Annotated in this window: 21 protein-coding genes and 2 tRNA genes; 11 read left to right on the plus strand and 12 right to left on the minus strand. The window is 67.5% G+C overall.

What is annotated here, in order from left to right:
- Nucleotides 1-70: 70 nt before the first annotated feature.
- The 3 genes from DX03_RS06775 to cysS form a co-directional block, all read right to left on the minus strand.
- On the minus strand, nt 71-1,324 hold the full coding sequence (locus DX03_RS06775; protein WP_038687413.1) for an MFS transporter: 1,254 nt from the start codon (nt 1,322-1,324) through the stop codon (nt 71-73).
- A complete protein-coding gene (locus DX03_RS06780; RefSeq protein ID WP_038687415.1) occupies nt 1,321-1,770 on the minus strand; it encodes a SufE family protein in 450 nt (149 codons plus the stop codon). Before DX03_RS06780 ends, DX03_RS06775 begins: the two co-directional genes overlap by 4 nt.
- Before the next feature lie 121 nt (nt 1,771-1,891).
- Nucleotides 1,892-3,262: a cysteine--tRNA ligase gene (cysS, locus tag DX03_RS06785; protein ID WP_038687416.1), complete on the minus strand. Its 1,371-nt coding sequence runs from the start codon at nt 3,260-3,262 to the stop codon at nt 1,892-1,894.
- Between the two features lie 190 nt (nt 3,263-3,452).
- Between cysS and DX03_RS06790 the strand changes: the two genes are divergently transcribed.
- The 11 genes from DX03_RS06790 (at nt 3,453) to DX03_RS06840 (ending at nt 15,228) form a co-directional block, all read left to right on the plus strand.
- Nucleotides 3,453-4,016: a hypothetical protein gene (locus tag DX03_RS06790; protein ID WP_038687418.1), complete on the plus strand. Its 564-nt coding sequence runs from the start codon at nt 3,453-3,455 to the stop codon at nt 4,014-4,016.
- Between the two features lie 393 nt (nt 4,017-4,409).
- A complete protein-coding gene (locus DX03_RS06795) occupies nt 4,410-5,420 on the plus strand; it encodes an N-acetylornithine carbamoyltransferase (protein ID WP_038687420.1) in 1,011 nt (336 codons plus the stop codon).
- 163 nt (nt 5,421-5,583) lie between these two features.
- Nucleotides 5,584-6,777, plus strand: a complete 1,194-nt coding sequence (locus DX03_RS06800) for an argininosuccinate synthase (protein WP_038687422.1) — start codon at nt 5,584-5,586, stop codon at nt 6,775-6,777.
- Between the two features lie 155 nt (nt 6,778-6,932).
- Nucleotides 6,933-8,021, plus strand: coding sequence for an acetylornithine deacetylase (locus DX03_RS06805; RefSeq protein ID WP_038687424.1), 1,089 nt, complete (start codon nt 6,933-6,935; stop codon nt 8,019-8,021).
- Nucleotides 8,022-8,094: 73 nt separating this feature from the next.
- Nucleotides 8,095-9,420: an acetylglutamate kinase gene (locus DX03_RS06810; protein WP_038687426.1), complete on the plus strand. Its 1,326-nt coding sequence runs from the start codon at nt 8,095-8,097 to the stop codon at nt 9,418-9,420.
- Nucleotides 9,421-9,425: 5 nt separating this feature from the next.
- Nucleotides 9,426-10,025, plus strand: a complete 600-nt coding sequence (locus DX03_RS06815) for a GNAT family N-acetyltransferase (protein ID WP_038687428.1) — start codon at nt 9,426-9,428, stop codon at nt 10,023-10,025.
- Complete coding sequence (gene argC / locus DX03_RS06820; RefSeq protein ID WP_038687429.1) at nt 10,022-10,984, plus strand: N-acetyl-gamma-glutamyl-phosphate reductase; 963 nt, start codon at nt 10,022-10,024, stop codon at nt 10,982-10,984. The genes DX03_RS06815 and argC overlap by 4 nt, the downstream gene beginning before the upstream one ends.
- A 70-nt stretch (nt 10,985-11,054) precedes the next feature.
- Nucleotides 11,055-12,350, plus strand: coding sequence for an argininosuccinate lyase (gene argH / locus DX03_RS06825; RefSeq protein ID WP_038687431.1), 1,296 nt, complete (start codon nt 11,055-11,057; stop codon nt 12,348-12,350).
- A gap of 77 nt (nt 12,351-12,427) precedes the next feature.
- Entirely contained in the window at nt 12,428-12,688 is a 261-nt protein-coding gene (locus tag DX03_RS06830; protein ID WP_038687434.1) for a YciI family protein, read from the plus strand.
- Nucleotides 12,689-12,702: 14 nt separating this feature from the next.
- Nucleotides 12,703-13,851 (plus strand): glutamate 5-kinase, encoded by a 1,149-nt coding sequence (gene proB / locus DX03_RS06835; protein ID WP_038687436.1) that lies wholly within the window; start codon nt 12,703-12,705, stop codon nt 13,849-13,851.
- 78 nt (nt 13,852-13,929) lie between these two features.
- The gene (locus DX03_RS06840; protein WP_081797319.1) at nt 13,930-15,228 is read left to right on the plus strand and encodes a glutamate-5-semialdehyde dehydrogenase; all 1,299 of its coding nucleotides are present in this window, start codon (nt 13,930-13,932) and stop codon (nt 15,226-15,228) included.
- 570 nt (nt 15,229-15,798) lie between these two features.
- On the opposite strand, the gene pgaD is transcribed toward DX03_RS06840, so the two are convergent.
- The 9 genes from pgaD to cydB all read right to left on the minus strand — a co-directional run bounded on the left by pgaD (nt 15,799) and on the right by cydB (nt 25,316).
- Nucleotides 15,799-16,269 (minus strand): poly-beta-1,6-N-acetyl-D-glucosamine biosynthesis protein PgaD, encoded by a 471-nt coding sequence (gene pgaD / locus DX03_RS06845; RefSeq protein WP_038687440.1) that lies wholly within the window; start codon nt 16,267-16,269, stop codon nt 15,799-15,801.
- A complete protein-coding gene (gene pgaC / locus DX03_RS06850; RefSeq protein ID WP_038687442.1) occupies nt 16,266-17,513 on the minus strand; it encodes a poly-beta-1,6-N-acetyl-D-glucosamine synthase in 1,248 nt (415 codons plus the stop codon). Before pgaC ends, pgaD begins: the two co-directional genes overlap by 4 nt.
- A gap of 7 nt (nt 17,514-17,520) precedes the next feature.
- A complete protein-coding gene (pgaB, locus tag DX03_RS06855; protein ID WP_038692007.1) occupies nt 17,521-19,419 on the minus strand; it encodes a poly-beta-1,6-N-acetyl-D-glucosamine N-deacetylase PgaB in 1,899 nt (632 codons plus the stop codon).
- A 10-nt stretch (nt 19,420-19,429) separates the two neighbouring features.
- Complete coding sequence (pgaA, locus tag DX03_RS06860; protein ID WP_038687444.1) at nt 19,430-21,463, minus strand: poly-beta-1,6 N-acetyl-D-glucosamine export porin PgaA; 2,034 nt, start codon at nt 21,461-21,463, stop codon at nt 19,430-19,432.
- Between the two features lie 333 nt (nt 21,464-21,796).
- Nucleotides 21,797-23,008, minus strand: coding sequence for a CynX/NimT family MFS transporter (locus tag DX03_RS06865; protein ID WP_038687446.1), 1,212 nt, complete (start codon nt 23,006-23,008; stop codon nt 21,797-21,799).
- A gap of 633 nt (nt 23,009-23,641) precedes the next feature.
- Nucleotides 23,642-23,718, minus strand: a tRNA-Pro gene (locus DX03_RS06870).
- A 138-nt stretch (nt 23,719-23,856) separates the two neighbouring features.
- Nucleotides 23,857-23,933: transfer RNA gene (locus tag DX03_RS06875), tRNA-Pro, on the minus strand.
- Between the two features lie 56 nt (nt 23,934-23,989).
- The gene (cydX, locus tag DX03_RS06880) at nt 23,990-24,103 is read right to left on the minus strand and encodes a cytochrome bd-I oxidase subunit CydX (RefSeq protein WP_038687448.1); all 114 of its coding nucleotides are present in this window, start codon (nt 24,101-24,103) and stop codon (nt 23,990-23,992) included.
- Between the two features lie 58 nt (nt 24,104-24,161).
- Complete coding sequence (cydB, locus tag DX03_RS06885) at nt 24,162-25,316, minus strand: cytochrome d ubiquinol oxidase subunit II (protein ID WP_038687450.1); 1,155 nt, start codon at nt 25,314-25,316, stop codon at nt 24,162-24,164.
- Between the last annotated feature and the right edge of the window lie 11 nt (nt 25,317-25,327).

Genomic DNA, 25,327 nt, shown 5'->3' on the forward strand with positions numbered 1-25,327 from the left:
AGAGCCGACCGTTGGTCGGCTGCCGTCGCCACGGGGGTGCGACAACGCCGTACCGACCAACGGTCGGTACCTACTGCAGATCCCGCAGGTTCAACCGGCGCAGCGTCGGGTTCTTCCAGGCGGTGATGCCGGCCACGCTGAGCACGGCGAAACCGCCCAGGACCACGGCCGGGGCCAGACCCAACAGCTTGGCCATGGTGCCCGCATAGAACGCGCCCAGTTCGTTGGACGAACTGATGAAGATGCCATTGATGGACGACACGCGGCCGCGCATCTCCTCCGGCGTGGCCAGCTGCAGGATGGTCGAGCGGACCACCACCGACACGCCGTCGAATGCCCCGTAGAACAACAGGATCAGCGCCGACAGCCAGAAGCTGTGCGACAGCCCGAAGCCGATCACGCACAGGCCGAAGCCGGCCACCGCGAACAGCAGTACGCGGCCGGCATTGCGCTGCAGCGGCCGGCGGGCCAGCCACAGGCCCACGCAGACCGACCCGAGCGCGGGGGCCGCGCGCAGGATGCCCAGGCCTTCCGGGCCGTGGTGCAGGATTTCATGCAGGAACGCCGGCAGCATCGCCACCACACCGCCGAGCAGCACCGAAAACATGTCCAGTGCCATCGCCCCGACCATGATCCGGTTGCCGAGCACGAAGCGACCGCCCTCGGCGATGCTCTTGAAGATCGGCGCGGCCGGGCCGGTGTGCACCGGTTCGGAGACGCGCAGCACGGCCAGGCAGCCGACCGCGATCAACGCCACCGCCACCGCCACGCCATAGGCCACCCCCTTGCCGCCCCAGGCCACCAGCAGGCCGCCCAGCGCCGGGCCGGCCACCATGCCGGCCTGGAACACCACCGCGCCCAGGCCCGCACCACGCGCGTACTGCTGGCGCTCGAGCACGCGGGCGAACAGGGCGTTGTAGATCGGCGACAGGAACGCCCGGACCATGCCGGTCATGGCGATGGCCGCATAGATCGGCCACACCCCGTGGAACGGCAGCCAGCCCTGGGCTACGGCGGTGAGCACCACGGCGGTCAGCACCAGGCCGCTGGCGGCAACCATGCCCAGCCGGCGGCGGGGCAGGTGGTCGACCAGATAGCCGGCGAACGGGGCCACGCAGAAGAACGGCAGCACCTCGGCCAGCCCCACCAGGCCCAGCGAGAACGGATTGCGGGTCACTTCGTAGATGTGCCAGCCCACCGTGACCGCCACGATCTGGTAGGACAGCATCGCGCAGATGCGGTAGGCCAGCAGCAGCGAGAAGCCGGGACGGGCCAGCAGGGTCAGCGCGCTTTCGGCGGGCTCGGCAGGGGCGTCGGTACTCACGACTGGGCGTGCTGCGACTGCGCGGTCTCGCGGATGAAGGCCAGCATCGCCGCAACGCCGTTGCTGCGGGTGGGCGACAGATGGCGGGACAGGCCGATGTCCTGGATGTAGGTCGGTTCGGTGGCCAGGATCTCGGCGGCCGAACGGCCCGAATACACCCGCAGGGCGAGGTAGATCAGCCCGGAGACGATCGCCGAGTCGCTGATGGCGTGGAAGCGCAGCTGCTGCGCGTTGCCCTCGGGCACGATCCACACCATCGACTGGCAGCCCAGCAGGCGGTGCTCTTCGGTCTTCCACGCGTCGGGGAAGGTCGGCAGCTTGCGGCCAAGATCGATCAGGTACTGGTAGCGCTCGGACCAGTCGCTGAAGAAGGCGAATTCATCGGCGATGGCCGCCTGTGCCTCTGCAGCGGTGGGTTCAAGCGGGAACGGGGAAGCAAGGGTCATGGGGGACTCCGGGCCGGTAGCTGCCTTCCGTGGTCAGGCCGTGGTGGTTCGGGGGGAACACCCGGCCATCCGTGGCCGGATCTGTGTCGCGGTGGCGCCCGGCGGTCGGCCGGGCGGGGCATCAACGCTTGCGTACCCAGCGCACACCCTGGGCGGTGTCTTCCAGCGCGATGCCTTCGGCGGCCAGCTGGTCGCGGATGGCGTCGGCGCGGGCGAAGTCGCGGCCCTGCTTGGCGGCGGTGCGGGCATCGATCAAGCCCTGGATGCGCGCATCGTCATCGGTGTCGCCCGGTGCGTTGCCAAACCAGGCGGCCGGATCCTGCTGCAGCAGGCCCAGCGCCAGGCCGGCCCCGAGCAGCGCGGTCTTCCAGCGGGCCTGGTCGGCTGGCGCGGCCTTGCGGGCTTCGCCAGCGATGCGGGCCAGTTCGGCCAAGGCCTGCGGCGTGTTGAGGTCGTCGTCCAGGGCCGCGTCCATCTCCGCGGGGATGGACGCAGTGGCCTCGACGGCGGCCAGGTCGCGCAGGGTGCCGTACAGCCGGTCCAGCGTGCGCGCGGACTGTTCGATCAGCGCGTCGGACCAGTCCAGCGGCTGCCGGTAGTGCGCCGACAGCAGCGCATAGCGCAGCGCCTCGGGCGCATGCTTGCGCACCAGGTCGTGCACGCGCTCGATGTTGCCGATCGACTTGCTCATCTTGGCACCGCCAAAGTTGAGCATGCCGTTGTGCAGCCAGAACCGGGCGAAGGTCTGGCCGCCGTGGGCGCACTCGCTCTGCGCGATCTCGTTCTCGTGGTGCGGGAACTGCAGGTCCACGCCACCGGCATGGATATCGATGGTCGGGCCCAGGTGCGCGGCCGCCATCGCCGAGCATTCGATGTGCCAGCCCGGACGACCCCGACCCCACGGCGATTCCCAGCCGGGCAGGTCGTCGCTGGAGGGCTTCCACAGGACGAAATCGCCCGGGTCGCGCTTGTACGGGGCCACGTCCACGCGTGCGCCGGCCAGCATTTCGTCCGGGTCGCGGCGCGACAACTTGCCATACCCGGCATAGGAACCGACCGAAAACAGCACGTGGCCTTCGGCGGCGTAGGCGTGGCCGGCCGTGATCAGCTGCTCGATCATGGTGACGATCTGCGGAATGTGCGCAGTGGCTTCCGGCTCGATGTCCGGCGGCACCACGCCCAGCGCGGCCATGTCCTCCCGGTAGGCCGCGGCGAAGCGGTCGGTGATCGCCGAGATCGGCACGCCCTGTTCACGCGCGGCGGTGTTGATCTTGTCGTCCACGTCGGTGATGTTGCGGGCGTAGCGCAGGCCGCCGAAGCGGCGCCGCAGCAGGTCGGCCAGCACCCCGAAGACCACCGGGCCGCGGGCGTTGCCGATGTGGACATAGTTGTAGACCGTGGGGCCGCACACATACAGGGTCGGACAGGTCGGATCGAGCGGGGTGAACGGTTCGAGCTGGCGTGTCAGGTTGTTGTGCAGGCGCAGGGTCATGGGGGCGGTGGTGGGGGCAAAAGGGGGCAAGCCCGCGATTTTAGATCACATCGGCGCCCAGCGCCGGGGCCGCGCGGCAACCGGCCCGGGGCAGGGGGGCTATGGGCAGAATCATCGCGGAAGGGTAATGTTCAGCCCCTTGTGCCTGGCACTGCCTAAACTATCCACCTTGTCCACTTCCCTGTTGCCAATGAAATCCGCTTCGTTGTTGACCCTGACCTGCCTGCTTGGCGGTGCTGCCTCCGTGGCCTGCGCCCAGGACGGCGAGGTCCGGAACCGGGTGGTGATCGTGGAGAACGTGAAGTTCGACTACGCCCAGGTGCTCAACGTCGAACCGGTGTTCCAGACGCTGCGCGCGACCCGCACCGAAGAACACTGCGAGCCGGTCTCCACGCGCACGCTGGCTCCGGTCAACGTCACCGGGGAAGAGCCGCAGGAAGACAAGGGCCGGTTCGGCCGTTTCATGGATTCGGTGCGCTCCATCTTCCGCCGCGAAGACGGCACCGAGGAAGAGATGCCGGTGGCCGAAGCGCCCGCACCGGCGGCCAACAACGGCCCGCTGTTGACCCGTGAATGCCGGATCATCCCGGTCGGCCGCGAGTTCCGCCGGCCGATCGCCTACGACGTGGATTACGTCTACAAGGGCACCAAGTACCGCTCGCGCCTGCCCGAAGATCCGGGCAACCGGCTCAAGATCCGCGTCTCGATCACCCCGTGGATCGGCGCCGAGCAGGGCAGCGCGGCCAATCCCTGAGGCCGTTCACCGGCCCTGTGAAGGGTGTCCCACCCCGTGAGGGGCGTACCCGGCCACGGCCGGTGCCCACAATTGACATTCAGGCCTTGCACCCACCCGGGGTGCATGCAAAGATGGGCGGCCATGAAACTCACCGACTTCCAGCACGACACCAGCGCCGCCCGTATGGCTACGGGCATGACGTCGCGTGCCCGCCGACCGGAACCCCACATTTTCGCTGGGTAACCGGAGCTTCGTGCTGTCTGTTCGGAAAACCCAGCCCCCGCGCTGGGTTTTTTCGTTTCTACGATCTGAAAAGTTTCATCTGTATACGTTTTGTTGAGCCCTGAACGCGCCCCGGCGCCCCCAACCTCCGCCGGCAACGGTGGAAAACCAGCCGCAAAGGATCGATCGATGTCCCTGAAGCACTTCCTGAACACCCAGGATTGGAGCCGCACCGACCTGGATGCCCTGCTGACCCAGGCCGCGCTGTTCAAGCGCAACAAGCTGGGCGACGAGCTCAAGGGCAAGTCGATTGCCCTGGTGTTCTTCAATCCCTCCATGCGCACCCGCACCAGCTTCGAGCTGGGTGCCTTCCAGCTGGGCGGGCACGCCATCGTGCTGCAGCCGGGCAAGGACGCATGGCCGATCGAGTTCAACCTGGGCACGGTGATGGACGGGGACACCGAGGAGCACATCGCCGAAGTGGCCAAGGTGCTGGGCCGCTACTGCGACCTGATCGCGGTGCGTGCCTTCCCGAAGTTCATCGACTGGGCCAAGGACCGCGAAGACATCGTGCTCAAGAGCTTCGCCAAGTACTCGCCGGTGCCGGTGATCAACATGGAAACCATCACCCACCCGTGCCAGGAACTGGCCCACGTGATGGCGCTGCAGGAGCATTTCGGTACCCAGGACCTGCGCGGCAAGAAGTACGTGCTGACCTGGACCTACCACCCCAAGCCGCTGAACACCGCGGTGGCCAACTCGGCGCTGACCATCGCCACCCGCATGGGCATGGACGTGACCCTGCTGTGCCCGACCCCGGATTACATCCTGGACGAGCGCTACATGGGCTGGGCCGAGCAGAACGTGGCCGAGAGCGGTGGGTCGCTGCAGGTCAGCCACGACATCGCCAGCGCCTACGCCGGCGCCGACGTGGTGTACGCCAAGAGCTGGGGCGCGCTGCCGTTCTTCGGCAACTGGGAACCGGAAAAGCCGATCCGCGACCAGTACCAGCACTTCATCGTGGACGAAGCCAAGATGGCGCTGACCAACAACGGCGTGTTCAGCCATTGCCTGCCGCTGCGCCGCAACGTGAAGGCCACCGACGGCGTGATGGACTCGGCGCAGTGCATCGCGATCAACGAGGCTGAAAACCGCCTGCATGTGCAGAAGGCGATCATGTCGGCGTTGATCGGCCGCTAGTGCCAACGGGGTAGAGCCGACCGTTGGTCGGCTGCACCTCAACCGTCACACCGAAGATTTCAGCCGACCGGCGCAGGATTTCAGCCGACCGGCGTACCGAACAATTCAGCCGACCAACGGTCGGCTCTACCAATTCTTTATCTCCCAATTGGACCTGACCCCCATGAGCAACAAAGACATCGTCCTGGCTTTCTCCGGTGGACTCGACACCAGCTTCTGCGTGCCGTACCTGCAGGAGCGCGGCTACAACGTGCATACCGTGTTCGCCGACACCGGCGGCGTGGATGACGAAGAGCGCGATTTCATCGAGAAGCGTGCCGCCGAACTGGGCGTCACCAGCCACGTCACCGTCGACGGTGGCCCGGCGATCTGGAGCGGCTTCGTCAAGCCGTTCGTTTGGGCCGGCGAGGGCTATCAGGGCCAGTACCCGCTGCTGGTGTCCGACCGTTACCTGATCGTGGATGCCGCGCTCAAGCGCGCCGCCGAGCTGGGCACCAACATCATCGCCCACGGCTGCACCGGCATGGGCAATGACCAGGTCCGCTTCGACCTGGCCGTGAAGGCGCTGGGCGACTACCAGATCGTCGCGCCGATCCGCGAAATCCAGAAGGAACACACCCAGACCCGCGCCTACGAGCAGAAGTACCTGGAAGAGCGTGGCTTCGGCGTGCGTGCCAAGCAGCAGGCCTACACCATCAACGAGAACCTGCTGGGCCTGACCATGTCCGGCGGCGAGATCGACCGTTGGGAAGCCCCGGGCGAAGGTGCCCGCGGCTGGTGCGCACCGCGCAGCGAATGGCCGGAACAGGCACTGACGGTCACCCTGAAGTTCGTCGAAGGCGAAGCCGTCGAGCTGGACGGCACGGCGCTGCCGGGTGAGCAGATCCTGGCCAAGCTCAACAAGCTGTTCGCCCCGTACGGCGTGGGCCGTGGCGTCTACACCGGTGACACCGTGATCGGCCTGAAGGGCCGCATCGTGTTCGAAGCGCCGGGCCTGGTCTCGCTGCTGGCCGCGCACCGCGCGCTGGAAGACGCCGTGCTGACCAAGCAGCAGAACCGCTTCAAGCCGGACGTGGCGCGCAAGTGGGTGGAGCTGGTGTACGAAGGCTTCTACCACGACCCGCTGAAGACCGACATCGAAGCCTTCCTGAAGTCCTCGCAGGCCAAGGTCAACGGCGAAGTGGTGCTGGAAACCCGCGGTGGCCGTGTGGATGCCGTGGCGGTGAAGTCGCCGCACCTGCTCAACACCAAGGGCGCTACGTATGCACAGTCGGCCGACTGGGGCGTGGAAGAGGCCGAAGGCTTCATCAAGCTGTTTGGTATGAGCTCCACGCTGTACGCGCAGGTCAACCGCTAAGGCGATTCACCGGGGTGCCGGCCGCTGGCCGGCGCCTCGCAAAGCCGATGGAGGGGTAGTGCCGGCCGCTGGCCGGCTCCTGGAACGGCCGGATCATTGCAGAGCCGGCCAGCGGCCGGCACTACCGATTTTGAACCCTACGGATATCCAGACACATGTTGGAACAGACACTCGATCACCTGCAGCAGCTCGTGTCCTTCGACACGCGCAATCCGCCGCGGGCGATCACCACCGGCGGCATCTTCGATTACCTGCGTGCGAACCTGCCCGGGTTCAACGTGGAGGTGATCGACCATGGCGACGGTGCGGTCAGCCTGTATGCGGTGCGTGGCACCCCGAAGTACCTGTTCAACGTGCACCTGGATACCGTGCCGGATTCGCCGCATTGGACGGCCGACCCGCACGTGATGCGGCGCGCCGAGGATCGCGTGATCGGGCTGGGCGTGTGTGACATCAAGGGCGCTGCGGCGGCACTGGTGGCCGCTGCCAACGCCAGCGATGGCGATGCCGCGTTCCTGTTCTCCAGCGACGAGGAAGCCAACGATCCGCGTTGCATCGCTGCCTTCCTGGCCCGTGGCATTCCGTATGAAGCGGTGCTGGTGGCCGAGCCGACCATGAGCGAAGCGGTGCTCGCGCACCGTGGCATCAGTTCGGTGCTGATGCAGTTCACCGGCCGCGCCGGGCATGCCTCGGGCAAGCAGGATGCGGCGGCCAGCGCGCTGCACCAGGCCATGCGCTGGGGCAACCGCGCGCTGGACCACGTGGAATCGCTGGCGCATGCACGCTTCGGCGGGCTCACCGGCCTGCGCTTCAACATCGGCCGGGTGGAAGGCGGTATCAAGGCCAACATGATTGCGCCTGCTGCCGAAGTGCGGTTCGGCTTCCGCCCGCTGCCGTCGATGGACATCGACGCGTTGCTGGCCACCTTCGCCGGGTTTGCCGAACCGGCCGCGGCGCAGTTCACCGAAACCTTCCGTGGCCCCAGTTTCCCGGCCGGCGACATCGCCGAAGCGGAAAACCGCCGCCTGGCCGCGCGCGACGTGGCCGATGCCCTGGATATTCCGATCGGCAACGCGGTGGACTTCTGGACCGAGGCCTCGCTGTTCTCGGCCGGCGGCTACACCACGCTGGTGTACGGTCCGGGCGACATCGCCCAGGCCCACACCGCCGATGAGTTCGTGACGCTGGAGCAGCTGCAGCGTTACACCGCATCCGTGCACCGCATCATCGCGCACGGTGCCTGATCGAATGACGCCGTCGTGGTCCCCCACTGACGGAACTCCCATCGCGGCTTCGGCCGCCTGTGACGATACCGAAATGCCTTCTTCCCAGCCCCACCGCCAGACCCGCCAGACCATCGTGCGCCTGCTTTCGAGCATGGCCAGCGCGAAGGAGATCAGCCAGTACCTCAAGCGTTTCTCGCAGCTGGACGCCAAGCGCTTCGCCGTGGTCAAGGTCGGCGGCGCGGTGCTGCGCGATGACCTGGATGCGCTGACCTCCTCGCTGTCGTTCCTGCAGGAAGTCGGGCTGACCCCGATCGTGCTGCACGGCGCCGGCCCGCAGCTGGACGCCGAACTGTCGGCGGCCGGCATCGTCAAGGAAACCGTCAACGGCCTGCGCGTCACCTCGCCGGAAGGCCTGGCGATCGTGCGCCGGGTGTTCCAGGCGTCCAACCTGCAGCTGGTGGAGGCGCTGCAGCAGAACGGCGCCCGCGCCACCTCGATCACCGGCGGCGTGTTCGAAGCCGAGTACATGGACCAGGCCACCTATGGCCTGGTGGGTGAGGTGAAGAAGGTCAACCTGGCCCCGATCGAAGCCAGCCTGCGCGCCGGCTCGATCCCGGTGATCACCAGCCTGGGCGAAACCCGCTGCGGGCAGATCCTCAACGTCAACGCCGATTTTGCCGCCAATGAGCTGGTGCAGGAACTGCAGCCGTACAAGATCATCTTCCTGACCGGCACCGGCGGCCTGCTCGACGAAGAGGGCAAGGTGATCGACTCGATCAACCTGTCCACCGAGTACGACCAGCTGATGCAGCAGCCGTGGATCCACGGCGGCATGCGGGTGAAGATCGAACAGATCAAGGATCTGCTGGATCGGCTGCCGCTGGAGTCGTCGGTGTCGATCACCCGGCCGGCGGACCTGGCCAAGGAGCTGTTCACTCACAAGGGCTCGGGCACGCTGGTGCGCAAGGGCGAAAAAGTCCTGCGCGCCACCGCCTGGGACGAACTGGACCTGCCGCGCCTGAAGGGCCTGATCGAATCCAGCTTCGGTCGCACCCTGGTGCCGGACTACTTCGAGAAGACCAAGCTGCTGCGCGCCTACGTCAGCGAGAACTACCGCGCCGCGGTGATCCTCACCGACGAGGCCGAAGGCGTGTACCTGGACAAGTTCGCAGTACTCGACGACGCGCAGGGTGAAGGCCTGGGCCGCGCGGTGTGGAACGTGATGCTGGAGGAAACCCCGCAGCTGTTCTGGCGCTCGCGCAACGGCAACCCGATCAACCACTTCTACTACGCCGAGTCCGACGGCTGCTACAAACAGGGCACCTGGAAGGTGTTCTGGTTTGGCGCCGACGGCTTCGAGCGCATTCGCACCTACGTTGAACACTGCGCCCTGCGCACCCCGAGCCTGGAGGGCTGAACCCGATGAATCACGCCGATTGGACCAAAGTGCCCACGCTGGCCGGCACCCATGCCCGGCTGGAGCCGCTGCAGATGGCGCACATCGACGGTCTGCGCGGCGCGCTGGGCGACGGCACGCTGTCCAGCCTCTGGTACACCCAGGTGCCCAGCGCCAAGACCATGACCGGCTACGTGCAGGCCGCGCTGCAGGCCCAGGCCGACGGCAAGGTGTTGCCGTTCGTGGTGCTCAACGCGGCCGATGAAGTCGTGGGCACCACCCGCTACTACGCGATGGAAGAAGAGGTGCCGCGCCTGAGCATCGGCTACACCTGGTACGGGCAGGACGCGCAGCGTACCGGCATCAACACCGAGACCAAGCTGATGCTGCTCACCCATGCGTTCGAGCGGCTGGAGTGCCTGAGCGTGGTGTTCGAAACCAGCTGGTTCAACTTCGCCTCGCGTACCGCGATCGCGCGGTTGGGTGCCAAGCAGGACGGCGTGCTGCGCAACCACAAGCGCCACCCCGACGGCACCCCGCGCGACACCGTCATCTTCTCCATCATCGATGCGGAATGGCAGGGCGTGAAGCGCCACCTGCAGCACCGCCTGGACGCACACGCATGAGCAGCTCCCCGCAGTACACCGTCGGCATCGTCGGCGCCCGTGGCCACACCGGCGCCGAGCTGATCAAGCTGATTGCCGCGCACCCGAACCTGCAGCTGGGCTTTGTGTCCTCGCGCGAACTGGCCGGGCAGCGTGTGGCCGACCATCACCCCGACGTGGAGCAGGGCTCTGCCCTGCTGTTCGAAAACCTCGACGCCGACGCGGTCGCTGCCAAGGGCATGGACGCGGTGATCCTGGCGCTGCCCAACGGGCTGGCCGCGCCGTTCGTCACCGCGCTGGACGCGGCCCGGCCGGACACGGTGATCGTGGACCTGTCGGCTGATCACCGCTTCGAGCCGAGCTGGTACTACGGCCTGCCCGAACTGACCCGGGGCGATTACCTGGGCCAGAAGCACATCAGCAACCCGGGCTGCTATGCCACCGCGATGCAGCTGGCGATCAGCCCGTTGCTGACCCAGCTGGCCGGCCCGCCGCAGTGCTTCGGCGTGTCCGGGTATTCCGGCGCCGGCACCACCCCGTCGGACAAGAACAACCCGGAGCTGCTGCGCGACAACCTGATGCCGTACGCGCTCACCAACCACATGCACGAGCGCGAAGTCACCGCGCACCTGCGCGTGCCGGTGGAGTTCATGCCGCACGTGGCACCGCATTTCCGCGGCATCACCATGACCGTGAACCTGTGGTTGAACACCGTGGTCAAGCGCGAGGACGTGATGGCGCTGTACCAGAAGTACTACGCCAATGAAGCGCTGGTGGAAGTGATCGACGAGGCCCCGTGGGTCAGCCAGATCGCCGGCCGCCATGGCGTGCAGATCGGCGGCTTCGACGTGGCCCCGGGTGGCAAGCGGGTGGTGGTGGTGGCGACCCTGGACAACCTGCTCAAGGGCGCGGCTACCCAGGCCATCCAGAACCTCAACCTGGCGCTGGGCCTGGACGAACTGGCCGCGATCCCGCACTGAACCCTACCGGCGCGCACCGGCAACGGTGCGCGCACAACCCGGCGGAGCGATTCCGCCAACGGAGCAAGACATGGCAGACCTTCTGTGGCAGAAGCAGGGCGTCGCCGTCGACGCCAAGATCCAGACCTTCCTGGCCGGCGATGACGTGATCCTGGATCGTGAGTTCTTCCTGTATGACGTTGCCGCCAGCAAGGCGCACGCGCAGGGCCTGCAGCACATCGGCATCCTGTCCAGCGACGAGCTGGATGGCCTGCTGCGCGAGCTGGACGTGCTGGGTGCCGATTTCCGCAGCGGTGCATTCGTGCTGGATGAGCGCTTCGAGGATTGCCATTCGGCGATCGAAGCCCGCCTGACCGAACGCCTGGGCGATGCCGGTCGCAAGATCCACACCGGGCGCAGCCGCAACGACCAGATCCTGGTGGCCACCCGCCTGTGGTTGAAGGACAAGCTGCTGCACGTGGCCGGCCTGAGCCGCGAGATCGCCAAGGTGGCGCTGGACCGCGCCGAGGCCGAGAAGGACCTGCCGGTGCCGGGCTACACCCACATCCAGCGCGCCGTGGTGTCCTCGGCGGGCATGTGGTGGGCCGGCTGGGCCGAGGCCTTCATCGACAACGCGATCCGCGCCCATGACACCTTCGCGCTGATCGACGCCAACCCGCTCGGCACCGCTGCCGGGTACGGCGTGAACCTGCCGCTGGACCGCGCCCACACCACTGCCGCGCTCGGCTTTGCGCGGATGCAGGTGTCGCCGATCTACGCGCAGCTGTCGCGCGGCAAGTTCGAACTGGCCGCGCTGGAAGCGCTGGGCGGTGCCACCCTGGACCTGCGTCGCATCGCCTGGGACCTGTCGCTGTTCACCAGCGGCGAGTTCGGCTTCGTGGCGCTGCCGGCGCAGTACACCACCGGCAGCTCGATCATGCCCAACAAGCGCAACCCGGACGTGATCGAACTGATGCGCGCCACCCACGCCAGCGTGGCCGCCGCACGTACCGAGATCGAGCAACTGCTGTCGCTGCCGTCCGGCTATCACCGTGACCTGCAGAGCAGCAAGGGCGCCATCTTCCACGGCTTCGGCCGTGGCCTGGCCGCGCTGGAACTGCTGCCGGCGTTGCTGGCCAACCTGGAATGGCGCGACGACAAGCTGCGCGCGGCGATCGACTCGGGCATGTATGCCACTGACGTCGCGGTGGAAGCGGCGGTGGCCGGCGTTCCGTTCCGCGAGGCCTACAAGGCCGCCGCGGCCGGCGCCGACAGTGCCGGGCAGGGGCGCACGCCCGAAGGCAGCCTGGCCGCGCGCGTGTCGCCCGGCGCGGCCGCCGACCTGCGGCTGGACGAACTGCGCGCCCGCTGGGCCGCGCTGGTGTAACCACAACGACGGTAGTGCCGGGCTCTGCCCGGCAGACCACCACAACGGCGCTGCCCGACCCCCCGAATGGACACCCCATGAACATCTGCTACCTGGTACTGGTCACCCGCACCCCGGACTTCCGCGACGAGGTGGGCGCCGAACACGTACGCTTCCTCGATGAGGTGCGCGCACGCGGCCAGCTGCTGCTGACCGGCGGCTTCACCGACAAGAGCGGGGGCGCCTACGTGCTGCAGGACGTGGCCGACCTGGCCGCCGCGCAGGCGCTGGTGGACACCGATCCGCTGCTGGTGCACGGCAGTGCCACCGCCCGCATCCACGAATGGGCCACCCGCTGAGGCAAGCACCCCCGATGAGCCCGACCGTGCAATCGCCGTTTCCCGAACAGACCCTGCCGCCGTGGAAGCGCGCCGTGCTCAAGGTCGGCAGCAGCCTGCTCGCCGCCGACGGCGGTGGGCTGTCACCGCGCCATGCGCTGGGCCTGGCCCAGTTCGTCTCGGCCAACGTGCTGGCCGGGCGCGAGGTGGTGATCGTGTCGTCCGGGGCGGTGGCCGCGGGCCGCGCGATCGTGCCGCGCGCGCTGGAGGCCGGCGCGGCGATGGCCGCCCGCCAGGCGCTGGCCGCGCTGGGCCAGGCGCAGCTGATCGGCCTGTGGCAGCGTTTCTTCGAGCGCCCGGTGGCGCAGGTGCTGCTTACCCACGACGACCTGCGCAACCGCCGCCGCTACCTCAACGCGCGCGCCACCCTCAACGAGCTGCTGCGCCTGGGCGCGTTGCCGGTGGTGAATGAAAACGACACCGTGTCGGTGGACGAGCTCAAGCTGGGCGACAACGACAACCTGGCCGCCACGGTCGCGGCACTGATCGATGCCGACGTGCTGTTCATCGCCACCGACATCGATGGCCTGTACAGCGCCGACCCGCGCCGTGACCCGCTGGCCCGCCCGATTCACGACGTGCCCGAGCTCACCGGCGAGGTGCTGGCCATGGCCGGCGGCGCCGGCAGCGGGGCCGGTACCGGCGGCATGCATACCAAGCTGGAAGCGGCGGCCAAGGCCGGGCGGGTCGGCATCGACACCTGCCTGTTCAACGGTCGCGACAGCGACGTGGTGCGTGCGCTGGCCCAGGGCCGGTTGTTCGGCACCCGCATCCACGCCGGGCAGACCCGCGTGGCCGCCCGCAAGTACTGGCTGCGGCATGCCCCGCTGGAGCCCGGCGCGATTCTCATCGACGACGGTGCGGCCGCCGCGCTGCGCGACAAGGGCGCCTCGCTGCTGCCCGGTGGCGTGCGCGGTGCCGACGGCGATTTCCGCCGCGGCGACATGATTGAAGTGCGTCTGCGCGGTGAGCAGGGCGAGATGTGCCTGGCCCGCGGCGTCAGCCAGTACTCGGCCAGCGACATCCGCCGCATCGCCGGCCACCACTCGCGCGACATCGAGAGCGTGCTCGGCTACAACTACGGCGGCAACGTCATCCACCGCGACGACCTGGTGGTGCTGTAAAGCGTAAGAACATCCACGGTGGCGCCACGCCCTGCGTGGCTGCGCAGCCTGGGCCCGTTCGACATCCCGCAGCCACGCATGGCGTGGCGCTACCCTGCATCTTCAGAGGATATTGAGATGGTTGCCAGCTCCCCCTCCGACATCCGCGCCCAGGCGCTGGCCTGCCGCACCGCGGCGCAGCAGGTGGCGCAGTTGTCGTCCAGCGCCAAGACTGCGCTGCTGGACGCCATGGCGGCCGCGCTGGAAGACGATGCCGCGCTCATCCTGGACGCCAACGCGCGCGACCTGGCCGCCGCGCGCGACAAAGGCACCGGCAGCGCCATGCTGGACCGCCTGGCGCTGGACGCCACGCGCCTGGCCGGCATCGCCTCGGCCCTGCGCGACGTGGCCGCGCTGCCCGATCCGGTGGGCGTGGTCACCCGCGACGACGTGCGCCCCAACGGCATCCGCGTGCAGAAGGTGCGCGTGCCGCTGGGCGTGATCGTGATGATCTACGAAGCCCGCCCGAACGTGACCGCCGACGCCGCTGCACTGTGCATCAAGGCCGGCAACGGGGTGATCCTGCGCGGTGGCTCGGAGGCGATCCACTCCAACACCGCCATTGCCGCCGCGCTCAAGCGTGCGCTGCGCGAGGCGGGCGTGGCCGAGGCGGCATTGACGCTGGTCGAGGACCTGCGCCGCGAGACCATGCTGGAACTGCTGCAGCTCAACGACCTGGTCGACCTGGCGATCCCGCGCGGCGGCGAAGGTTTGATCCGCTTCGTGGCCGAACATGCGCGGGTGCCGGTGATCAAGCATTACAAGGGCGTGTGCCACCTGTACGTGGACCGCGCCGCCCATCTTGAGCGGGCGCTGGCGTTGCTGGTTGACGGCAAGTGCAGCCGGCCGTCGGCGTGCAATTCGCTGGAAACGCTGCTGGTGCATGCCGATGTGGCCGCGACCTTCCTGCCGTTGGCGGGGCAGGCGCTGCGCGAACGTGGCGTGGTGGTGCGGGCCGATGACCGCGCGCGGCAGTGGCTGGACGATGCGCAGCCGGCCACCGACGCCGATTACGCGGCCGAGTACCTGGACCTGATCATTGCGGTGCGCGTGGTCGATGACCTCGATCAGGCGCTGGCGCATATCCAGCAGTACAGCTCGGACCACACCGAGGTGATCGCCACCGAAGATGCGCAGGCGGCCGAGCAGTTCGTGCACGCCTTGCGTTCGGCGGTGGTGATGGTGAACGCGTCGTCGCGGTTCTCCGACGGCGGCGAACTGGGCCTGGGCGCGGAGATCGGCATTTCGACCACGCGCCTGCATGCGTACGGCCCGATGGGGTTGGACGCGCTGACGGTGGAGCGGTTCGTGGTGCGCGGGGAAGGGCAGACGCGGTAGAGGGTTGTTTGTTTGTTTGCAGGGCTGCCGCCCTGCACCCGCTATAAGCCACGGCAACGGCAACGGCAACGTCAGAAGCGGGCTATCCGTGGGATGGCGGGGTGGGTCCGGTTGCGGGGGACGCCGTAAACCCGTCCTTGGGGGCTTGGCCGCGGCATCCATGCCGCGGACACCCCCGCAACCGGACCCACCCCGCCTTCGACAGATTCCCGTGGCTGACAGTAGAGCCACGGCGTGCGTGGACGATTTTCGATTTCAATTTGAATTATTCGATTCGAATTAATCGATATCGATATTGATCGGATCTGATTCCCGCATGCCATGGCTCCACCAACCGTCACCAGGAAACTGTCGGGGGTGGGGCGGTGTGGGTGGGCAGGACCGTTGGCGCCATGGATGGCGCCGCCGAGCCCCCATGGACGGGTTTACGGCGTGTCCTGCCCACCCACACCGCCCCGCCCAACCAGCAGAAATCCAGAGCCGCTTCAGCCGTTGACGTTGCTCTGGCTCCGGCTCCGGCTCTGGCCTTCGCTTCGGCAGGTGCAGGGCGCAGCCCTGCCGCCACCCCTCCTACAGCAGCTGGTGGGTCACGCCCACCGGCCTCGCGTGATCGTCCATATGCAACGTAACCGCCTTCCCGCTGGCCAGTTGCGCGGCCAGTTCCGGGCTGGCGCCCAGGTCGCGGGCGATCTCCTCGCGGGTGGTGTCCTCATGCGGAGCGCGGCGCTCCTTGCCGGCAAACCGCATGCGGTTGTATTCGGCCCAGGCGATCAGCAGCACCGCCGTGCAGACCAGCATCACCGGCAGCGCGAAGATGATGAACGGGTCGATGGCCTGCTTGTACTCGTACAGTTGCAGCCAGGCCATGCGGCCGCCGAGCAGCCAGGAAATCAACGTCACCAACGGCGCCCACAGGTAGAAGTAGAACCCCCAGAAGGCCAGGGTCACAAACCCCCAGGCGGTGCGCTGCAGACGCGGCTGCTGGCGCGGTTTCTGGATCAGGCGCGAGTCGAAACGGCGGGTGGATTTGACAGTGTTCATCGGATACCCCGGTCGGGACTGACCCAGACCGCCCGCTTGCCACGACGCTTGAGCAGCGTCTTCGGCAGGGCCACCAGGGTCGTGAACAGGCTGATGAGCCAGTACGCCATCGGGTACCAGATCACCCAGAAGTAGTTGCGTCCAATGTGGGTTTCGTAACGGCGGTCGATGATCAGGCTGCTGGCGAACTGCAGCAGGCACACCAGCGCCAGGATCACCCCGTGCCATTGCGGCAGCAGCGTGGCGATGTACAGGTCCTGCGGCAGGGGCATGAACTTGCCCAATGCCCAGAGCACGATGATGGCCAGCATCGTGTAGGCCCACAGCACGCTCAGCAGGTATTCCAGCAGTACGCCCCACATGCGGCGCTTGCGCCAGTGGAACAGCGAGCTGCCATGCCGCAGCATCACTTCCACGCCGCCCTGGGCCCAGCGCAGGCGCTGCCGCCACAGGCCCTTCAGCGTTTCCGGCATCAGGATGAAGCACAGCGCGTTGGGTTCGTAGCGGATGTCCCAGTGGTCCAGCTGCAGGCGCCAGCTGATGTCGATGTCTTCGGTCACCATGTCATCGGCCCAGTAGCCGATACGGTGCAGCGCGGTGCGGCGGAACGCGGCGATCACCCCGGAGATGGTGAAGATGCGCCCATACACACGCTGGGCTCGCTTGATCATGCCGATGATCGAAGAGAACTCGGCCACCTGCAGGCGGCCCAGCAGGGTGGACCGGTTGCGGATGCGCGGGTTGCCGGTCACCGCGCCCACGCGCGGGCCACTGGTCAGGTGCCAGACCATCCAGTGGGTGGCGTACTCCTCCAGCATCGCATCGCCATCAATGCACACCAGGTACTCCGAGCGTGCCGCCAGTGCGCCCATGCGCAGCGCATTGGCCTTGCCCAGGTTGCGGTCCAGGTGCACCACGCGCAGCCGCGGATGCAGCGCGGCCATCGCGTCCAGGCGGGCGCCGGTGTCGTCGCTGCTGCCATCGTTGATGGCAATCACTTCGAAGTCCGGGTAGTTCTGGCGCAGCGCCGAGCCAAGCGTGTCGGTCAGGTTGTCCGCTTCGTTGTGGCACGGGATCAGGATCGACGCGAACGGGTAGCTTTCCATCGGCGGCGGATCGTTGCGATCGCGCGCCTTTCGCTCACGTCGGAAGAAGTAGTACAGGCCGCCGGACATCCAGAAGAACGCCATCACCATCGGATAGAAGAAGGCGAACTGGAACAGCGCGAACAGGAAGGGATGCATGGCAGCCTCACTTTTCCTCGTACGGGAAGCTGCGCGAGGACATCGCCGCGCGCGCATCGTAAGTGGACGGACGGCCGGCGATGAAGTCGTCGGGGTACCAGGCGAAATGACGCACGCCCTGCGCCTGCAGGCGACGGATCTGCGCACGCAGGCGCTCACCGGGAATCGGTTTCTGGGTACGCCAGTCCACCGTCTGCAGTTCGAACATGGTCTGGGACAGCTGCGGGTCGTGTGCACGCACCGCCACCACCAGCTTGTCCAGCCATTTTTCCGGGTTGCGGCTGCCTTCCATCCACGGCATCGCCATCAACGCGGTGTGGTCGTAGGCCTTGTTGAACAGGTCCAGGCGCTGGGCGAACCAGCGGGCGCTCTGCGGCTGCAGCACCGGCTGCGCGTACAGGTTGCGCACGGTGGCCAGCTTGGGCCGCCAGCGCTGCGCGGCGGTGCGCAGCTCCAGGGTGAAGTCGATCAGTGCCTGGGTCCGCGCGCCGTCGTCGCCTTCGGGCGGCAGCTGGCTCAGCTCGGTATCGCGCAGGTAGGCATCGTCGTGGAACAGCAGCCCCTCGAAGTAGGAGTTGATCGCCAGGTCTTCGTAGATGTCATCGATGATCCGGCGCACCTTCGGGTTGGTGAAGTCCAGCCGGAAGATGCCATCGCGCTCGGGGCTCTCGATCGCCAGCGCGGTGCGGATGGCCGGGTCCTTGAGCTCGTAACCCAGCACCGGCAGCCACGCGAACACCTTCACCCCGGCACGCGTCTTGAGCTGCCACGCCACGCGGTTGAACAGGTCCGCGCGCATCGGCAGGTGCCGGTTGGGGAAGTACAGCGCGTCGGCCGAGCCGTTGCCGTCCGGGTCGGCGAAGGCCTGCAGGAACACGTGGGTGGGGCCGATCTTCTTGACCCGCTCGATCAGCGCATCCAGGTTCTTGGCCAGCTGTGCCGGGTCGGCGTCGTACACCGCGTCCAGGTCGATCTGCAGGGCGCGCATGCCGTCGCGTTCGACGTCGCGGCGCAGTTCGTAGGCCAGCTGGATCACGGTCGGGTTGTTGGTCACCAGCAAGCGGGCCAGGCCGTGCAGGTCACGTGTCACCGGCGTGCTGCGGCCTTCCAGGTCGAAGGACACCGGCATGCCGAGCTGCTCGGCGATGTCGTTGCTCAGTGCGTTGTAGGCGGCATACGGCCACACGATCGCCTTGGGCGACACGCCCACGTTCTTCTGGATGCGGTCCACGCTCAGCTGCAGGTCCGCACGCAGGCGGGCTTCGTACTGGGCCGCGGTTTCGTAGCGTTTGGCGGTCGGGTCGTAGATGCGGGTGATCACCGCCGGGGTGGAGTTGCCCTGCGGGTTGGACTGCACGCCGTGGTGCAGGTTGTCGGTGTGGCTGGCCAGTTCGATCAGCCCGCTCTTCTGCATCTCGCGCAGTTGTTCCCAGGTCAGGAAATCGTCGCGGGTGAAGGGCCGGTAGCCGTAGTCGATCTGGCGGCCGGCGGGCATGTCCACGTAGTCGGTGATCACCGCCACCAGTGCCGGGTAGTTGTAGGCGCGCAGCAGCGGGAACACCTTGCTGTACACACTGCGCAGGCCGTCATCGAAGGTCAGCAGGACCGGTTTGGGCGGCAGCGGGGTGCCGCCCTTCGAGGCGGTGATCAGCTGCGACAGCGACACCGGGTGGTAGCCGTGCGCGGACAGCCAGTCCAGGTGCGCGGCGAAGTTCTGGGTGCTGACCGCATAGGCGTCCAGGTCGCTGGTGGTGGCCACGTCATCGCGGATGTCGTGGTAGCTGAGCACCAGCAGGCCGTTGTCGGCCGCGTCCAGCACGGCCGCTGACGGCGGCTGCGCGTGCGCGGGAACGACCACGGCCAGCAACGCCAGCAGCAGGCCCAGGGTCCAGCGTTTCAGATCCATATGGTCCATCTCATTCTCCCCAGCGCAGGCCGACATCCAGGCCGACGTGTCGTTCGCGTTGTCCGTCGTAGACCGGTCGCGACCAGCTCACGCCGTACTCGAAAATCCGGCCTTCGCCGATCTGCCATTCGTGGCGGTACTCGGCCGACGGCACGAGCGCGCTGCCAAAGCCCTGCTGCCAGTACTGGCCCACCGACACCGTCAGGCGGTGCCGGAAGTGGCGCTCGTAGTGGCGCCACAGCTGCTGGTCCACGCGCAGGCCCAGTTCCACCGAATGGTCCTCGGACGGGTTGAAGTAGGGCACGTCGTCGCGGCTGCCCTGGCTGGCGTAGATGCTGCCCAGGCCGTCCAGGATCAGCGTGGGGCGGGTCAGCAGGCGCTGCTCGATGGCGGTGGTGACGGTATCGCGGCGGTTGCCGTCGTCGTAGCGGAACTGGCTGGCGCCGATGCTCCAGTGGGTGCGTTCGTTGCGGCGGTAATCCGCGGCGATGGCCACGCTGTCGGCAGTGATGCCCGCCACGCGCGCCTGCATCGACGCATCGGCATCGTTGCGCGCGGCGGTGACGCCCACATGCCACTGGTCGCTGAACTGCCAACCGAGGCCGGCGCTCAGGCCGGTATCGCCGATGTGGTCGTTGGCGCGGTTGACGAAGGTTTCGGCGTCGGCGCGGCCATAGCGGTAGCGCGTGCCCAGGCCCACCCGCAGCGGGTTGATGGTCTGGTCCTGGAAGTCGACGTTGCGACGGTCGGCAAAGGCCACCACGCGCCAGCGGTCGTCGAGGATCGGGGACTGCACTTCCACCCCGTAACGGCCGTCATCGTTGCCCAACGGCGACGCACCGCCGCCGCCGGAACTGCGCCCGCCCTCGGCGTACGCATGCAGCTGCCAGCCGCGGTGGGCGCGCCAGCTGCGGTCCAGGCGCTGCACCGACGGCTGGCCGGGGTAGCGCTCCAGCAGGGTGTCGCGGATCGGGCGGGCGAGGTCGTCGCGCTGCAGCTCCACGTAGGCGTCGTACTGGCCCAGGCGGGCCGGTACGTCGCGCGGGTCCAGCGTGTTGGCCATGCTGTAGCGCTCCAGCGCCCGGCGTGGCCAACCGCGCATCAGGTAGACGTTGCCCAGCGAGGATTGCGTGCCGGTGTTGCCCGGGCCGATGTCGACCATCTTCTCCAGGTCGCGCTGGGCGGTGGGCAGGTCGCCGCTGTAGGCGCGCACCATGGCCAGGTTGAGGTCGGCTTCGTAACGCGGCCAGTTGGCGTGCGGGGCCTTGGCGCCGTTGGTCCAGCGCCATGCGGGCTCGTCGGCCTGCCACTTGGTGAGCAGCGCGATGGCGGTGTTGGCCTGTTCGCTTTCCAGGTAGGCGTAGGCCAGCTCGGAGCGCACCTGCGGCTGCGAGGGGTCGGCCTTCATGGCCGCCTCGAGCACGGGAATGGCTTCCTGCGGGTGCTGGGTGGCCATCAGCGAATCGCCGATCGGGGCCATCAGGTAGTTCGGCACCGGATGGCCGTCGGCCAACAGGCTGCGGTACTCGTCGCGGACCTGCGTGTGCCGGCCCAGCCGGTTGAGCAGGATCAGGCGGTCGTAGCGGATGCGCAGCGGCGCGGCCTGCACGCTGCTGCCGTCGCGGTCGAGGTACTGCTGCATCTGCGCCAGGGCGCCTTCGGCTTCGTCCAGGCGGGTGTCTTCGCTGGCCCCGTAGGCCAGGCTCCAGCCCACCAGCTTGGCCAGGTAGTTGGCCTCGAAGCGCTGCTTCTGGCCATCATCGAACAGCTGCGGGCGGGCCTGATACAGCTGCCAGGCGCGGTGTGCATTGCCGATGTCGGACAGCGTCAGCACCTGCAGCTTGTACAGCAGGGCGTCGTCGGGCGACTGCAGCTGGGCCCGCTCGATGGCGGCCAGCGCATCCAGCCATTGGGCATGGTCGCGGAATTGGCTGATCTGCCCGAGCTGATCCGCAGTCGCGGCGGCGTGTGCGCCGGTGCTGGTCAAACAGAGTGTGGCGCATGCCAGGCCGACGCAAAGCGCCAGCGGCCGATGGTTGTACATGGAACCCCCAGTGCATCCCTTCAGAGAATATGGTGTGCAAAAATGTGACGCACATCACATGCCAATCGTGCCTGACTGCGCAGTTGTTTACAAATCGTTAAAGCACGCGCGTCCGCATCCCGCTGTGGAGCGGGAAGAGAAACAGGATGTAACGTACTGATCGCAAAGACCGGCAGGCCGCCGCCACGGCGATGTCCCGGGGGTCGTTGCGTACTGAAGCCGTTCAGTGAAACGCGCTGGAATGCTCCAGGCCCCGACCGCCTGCCGTTGCCGGCAGGTCAATGACTGACACGCTACGTCAGCAGGCGCGCAAGCGGTGTGTAGAAGCGACGCTTACCACTGGTCTTCCAGCTTCTGCGGCTTGCAGGCCACCCACGAGGCGGTGAGCAGGACCACCGCGCAGACCACCAGGAAGCCGAACGGCAGGTGCCAGCCACCGCTCATTTCGTGCAGCCAGCCGAACAGGAACGGGCCCAGGCAGCTGAAGGCGTAGCCGACGCCCTGCATGAAGCCGGACAGCGCGGCCGAGCCCGCGGGGGTGCGGGTGCGCAGGTTGATCAGGGTCAGCGCGAGCGGGAAGGTGGACGGGCCGATGCCCAGCAGGATGGCCCACAGCCACGGCGCCTTCATCGGGGCGAAGAGCAGGCCGGCGAAGGCGATGAGGAAGGCCGAGAAGCCGATCAGGACCAGCGGGAACGGGTTGCGCAGGCGCACCGCCAGGGCGGGCATGGTGAGCGAGGGCAGCAGGCCGCAGGCGGCGAAGATGGCCACCATGATGCCGCCGAAGGCCGGGGTGGCACCGGCTTCGACGACGATGCGCGGCAGCCAGGTGAACATGGAGTAGGTCATGAGCGAGGTCATGCCGAACATGAGGGTCATGCCCCAGCCAAGCGGGGTGCGCCAGACCTTGCCGTGCGGCTGGGCGGACGGGTCGGCGGCGGTGTCGAGCGGGTCGGGGTGCGGGCGGCGGCGGGCCAGCATCATCCAGGGCAGGGCGGCGGCCAGGGCGAGGATGGCCCAGATGCCGAGCGAGACGCGCCAGCCGGCGCTCTGTGCCAGGGGCACGGCGAGCAGGGCGGGCATCATGGTGCCGATCTGCAGGACGGTGATGTAGAGGGTGCTGACGGTGCCGACGCGGTTGGCGAAGTAGCGCTTGACCAGCGGCGGGACGACGACGTTGCCGATGCCCATGCCGGCGAGGGCGACGATGGAGCCGAACAGGAGGCTGCCGATGCCGCCGGCCATGGAGCGCAGGAGCAGGCCGACGGTGGCCAGGCCCATGGCGAGCAGGGCGGTGCGCTCCAGGCCGATGCGGCGGGCCACCATGGGGGTGGTGACGCCGAACAGGGCGAACGAGGCGGTGGGCAGCATGCCGAGCACGCCGGTCATGGTGGTGCCGAAGCCGAAGGTCTGGCCGAGCAGGTCCAGCAGCGGGGTGACCGAGGTGACGGCGGTGCGCAGGTTGAGCGCGGCCAGCAGGATGGCGGCAAAGGCGAGCACGCGTCCGCGCAGCAGGGACGAGGCGTGTGGGTCGGTGTGGGTCATGGACGTGGATCTCATGCAGGTGGCGCGATCACGGTGGGGGCCGGATGTGCGGAAACGCCGCCGCTGGCGCATGGCCGGAGGCTGCGTGGGGTAGAAGAGGAATGGCGCGCGCCGCGCGCGTCCCGAAGCGGGGCATTGTACCTGCGCCAAATGAATGGGTCGTGCCGACGGCCCGGGGCGTCTGGTCATACCAAACACCGGGCCGGACGTGTGGCTATGCGAAACACGGGGCCGGGGCGTGTACCCATGCGAAAACACCGGATCGGGGGCATGTGGGTGTGCAAAACACCCGACCGGGCGTGTGGCTGTGCAAAACACCGGACCGGGGCGTGTGGATGTGCAAACCACCGGACCGGGGCATGTGGGTATGCGAAACACCCCGGTAGAGCCGACCGTTGGTCGGCTGCGCTTTGACGCCAGCGCCAAATCCCCCGGATGCCGATGTCGTCAGGCCGGGCCGGGCCGCGGCGTGTGGGTGTGAGGATCCCTCCGTCGCATGGAAGTGCAGCCGACCAACGGTCGGCTCTACCGGCGTGTCCGGCATGGCCACACGCCGTGGATGCGTGCCCTGAACAACAGACACAAAAAAGCCCGGAGGACATATGTCTTCCAGGCTTCAATGTGACCATCAAATGGTCGGGGAGACAGGATTCGAACCTGCGACCTCTACGTCCCGAACGTAGCGCTCTACCAGACTGAGCTACACCCCGTAAGGAGCCGCCTATTGTATCGATCCCGCCCTTCGGCGGCAAGGGGGACCGTGTTGCTTTCCTTCGGTGCCGTGTTGCCACGGCTTAGACACAAAAGCCTGGAAATCGTGTTTCCAGGCTTCAATGCGACCACCTGAGTGGTCGGGGAGACAGGATTCGAACCTGCGACCTCTACGTCCCGAACGTAGCGCTCTACCAGACTGAGCTACACCCCGAAGGAGCCGCCAAGAATACGGTGTGAAGGCCGTATCGGCAACTCTTTTTTACACTTTCAGCGTTGCTCGTTGTCCAGTCGGCTGGTTTCGCGGGCTTCGAACCACATGCCGTTGAGGATGGCCACGACCGAGGCAAGGCCGGCGCCGAGGATCCAGGCGAAATACCACATGTTCACTCTCCTTCATTCGGGGGTGGTGCCGACCGTGGGTCGGCACCCGTGAGAACAATCAATACGCGTTCGGGTTGTCGCCCATTTCCTCGGCGGTCGTCTTGCCCTTCATGACGCGGTATACCCAGCTGGTGTACGCGATGATGATCGGCAGGAAGATGGCCGTGGCCAGCAGCATGATCCACAGCGTGAGATGGCTGGACGAACTGTCCCAGACGGTCAGGCTGGAGATGGGCTGGCTGGAGGACGGCAGCAGGAACGGGAAGATCGCAAAGCCGACGGTGAGGATGATGCCGGCGATGGACGCGCCCGAGGCGAGGAAGGCCAGGCCGCCACGGCGGGCACGCAGCAGCACTGCGCTTGCCAGGGCACCCAGCAGGCCGATCAGCGGGAACACCACGGTGGCGGGCATGCTGCTGTAGTTGCGCAGCCAGCCACCGGCGACGCTGCCCAGTTCAACGGTCTTCAACAGCGGGTTGGTCGGGCCATCGGTGACCACCTGCGAGGTGATCTGGTAGCCCGGCAGGCCGAAGGCCACCCAGGCGCCGGCGGCGGCAAACAACACGAAGCTCGCCAGTGCAGCCACGCTGCCATAGCGCGCCGAACGTTCGGCCACCGGACCATCGGTCTTGAGCACCAGCATCGCCGCACCGTGCGACACCACCATCGCCACGCTGACCAGGCCGGCCACCAGGGCGAACGGGTTGAGCAGGCCGATCAGGGTGCCGGTGTAGAAGATTCGCATGCTGTCATCGAAGTGGAACGGCACGCCCACCAGCACGTTGCCCACCGCCACGCCGGCGATCAGGGCCGGCAACAGGCCGCCGACAAACAGCGCCCGGTCCCAGTTCTGGCGCCAGCGCTTGCCGGGCATCTTGCTGCGGTACTTGAAGGCGACCGGGCGCAGGATCAGCCCGAACAGCATCAGGAACACAGCGAGGTAGAAGCCGGAGAAGCTGACCGCGTACAGCGGGGGCCACGCCGCGAAGATCGCGCCGCCACCCAGTACCAACCAGACCTGGTTGCCTTCCCAGACCGGGCCGACGGTGTTGATCACCAGCCGGCGTTCGTCATCGGTGCGGGCCACGAACGGCAGCAGGGTGCCAACGCCGAGGTCGAACCCGTCCATGACGGCCCAGCCGACCAGCAGGATGCCGAGCAGCAGCCACCAGATCACGCGGAGCGTGGTGTAATCAAGTGCAATGAATTCCATCTGGATTCTCC

The organism is Stenotrophomonas rhizophila, assembly GCF_000661955.1.
In the GTDB taxonomy this organism is placed as follows: domain Bacteria; phylum Pseudomonadota; class Gammaproteobacteria; order Xanthomonadales; family Xanthomonadaceae; genus Stenotrophomonas; species Stenotrophomonas rhizophila.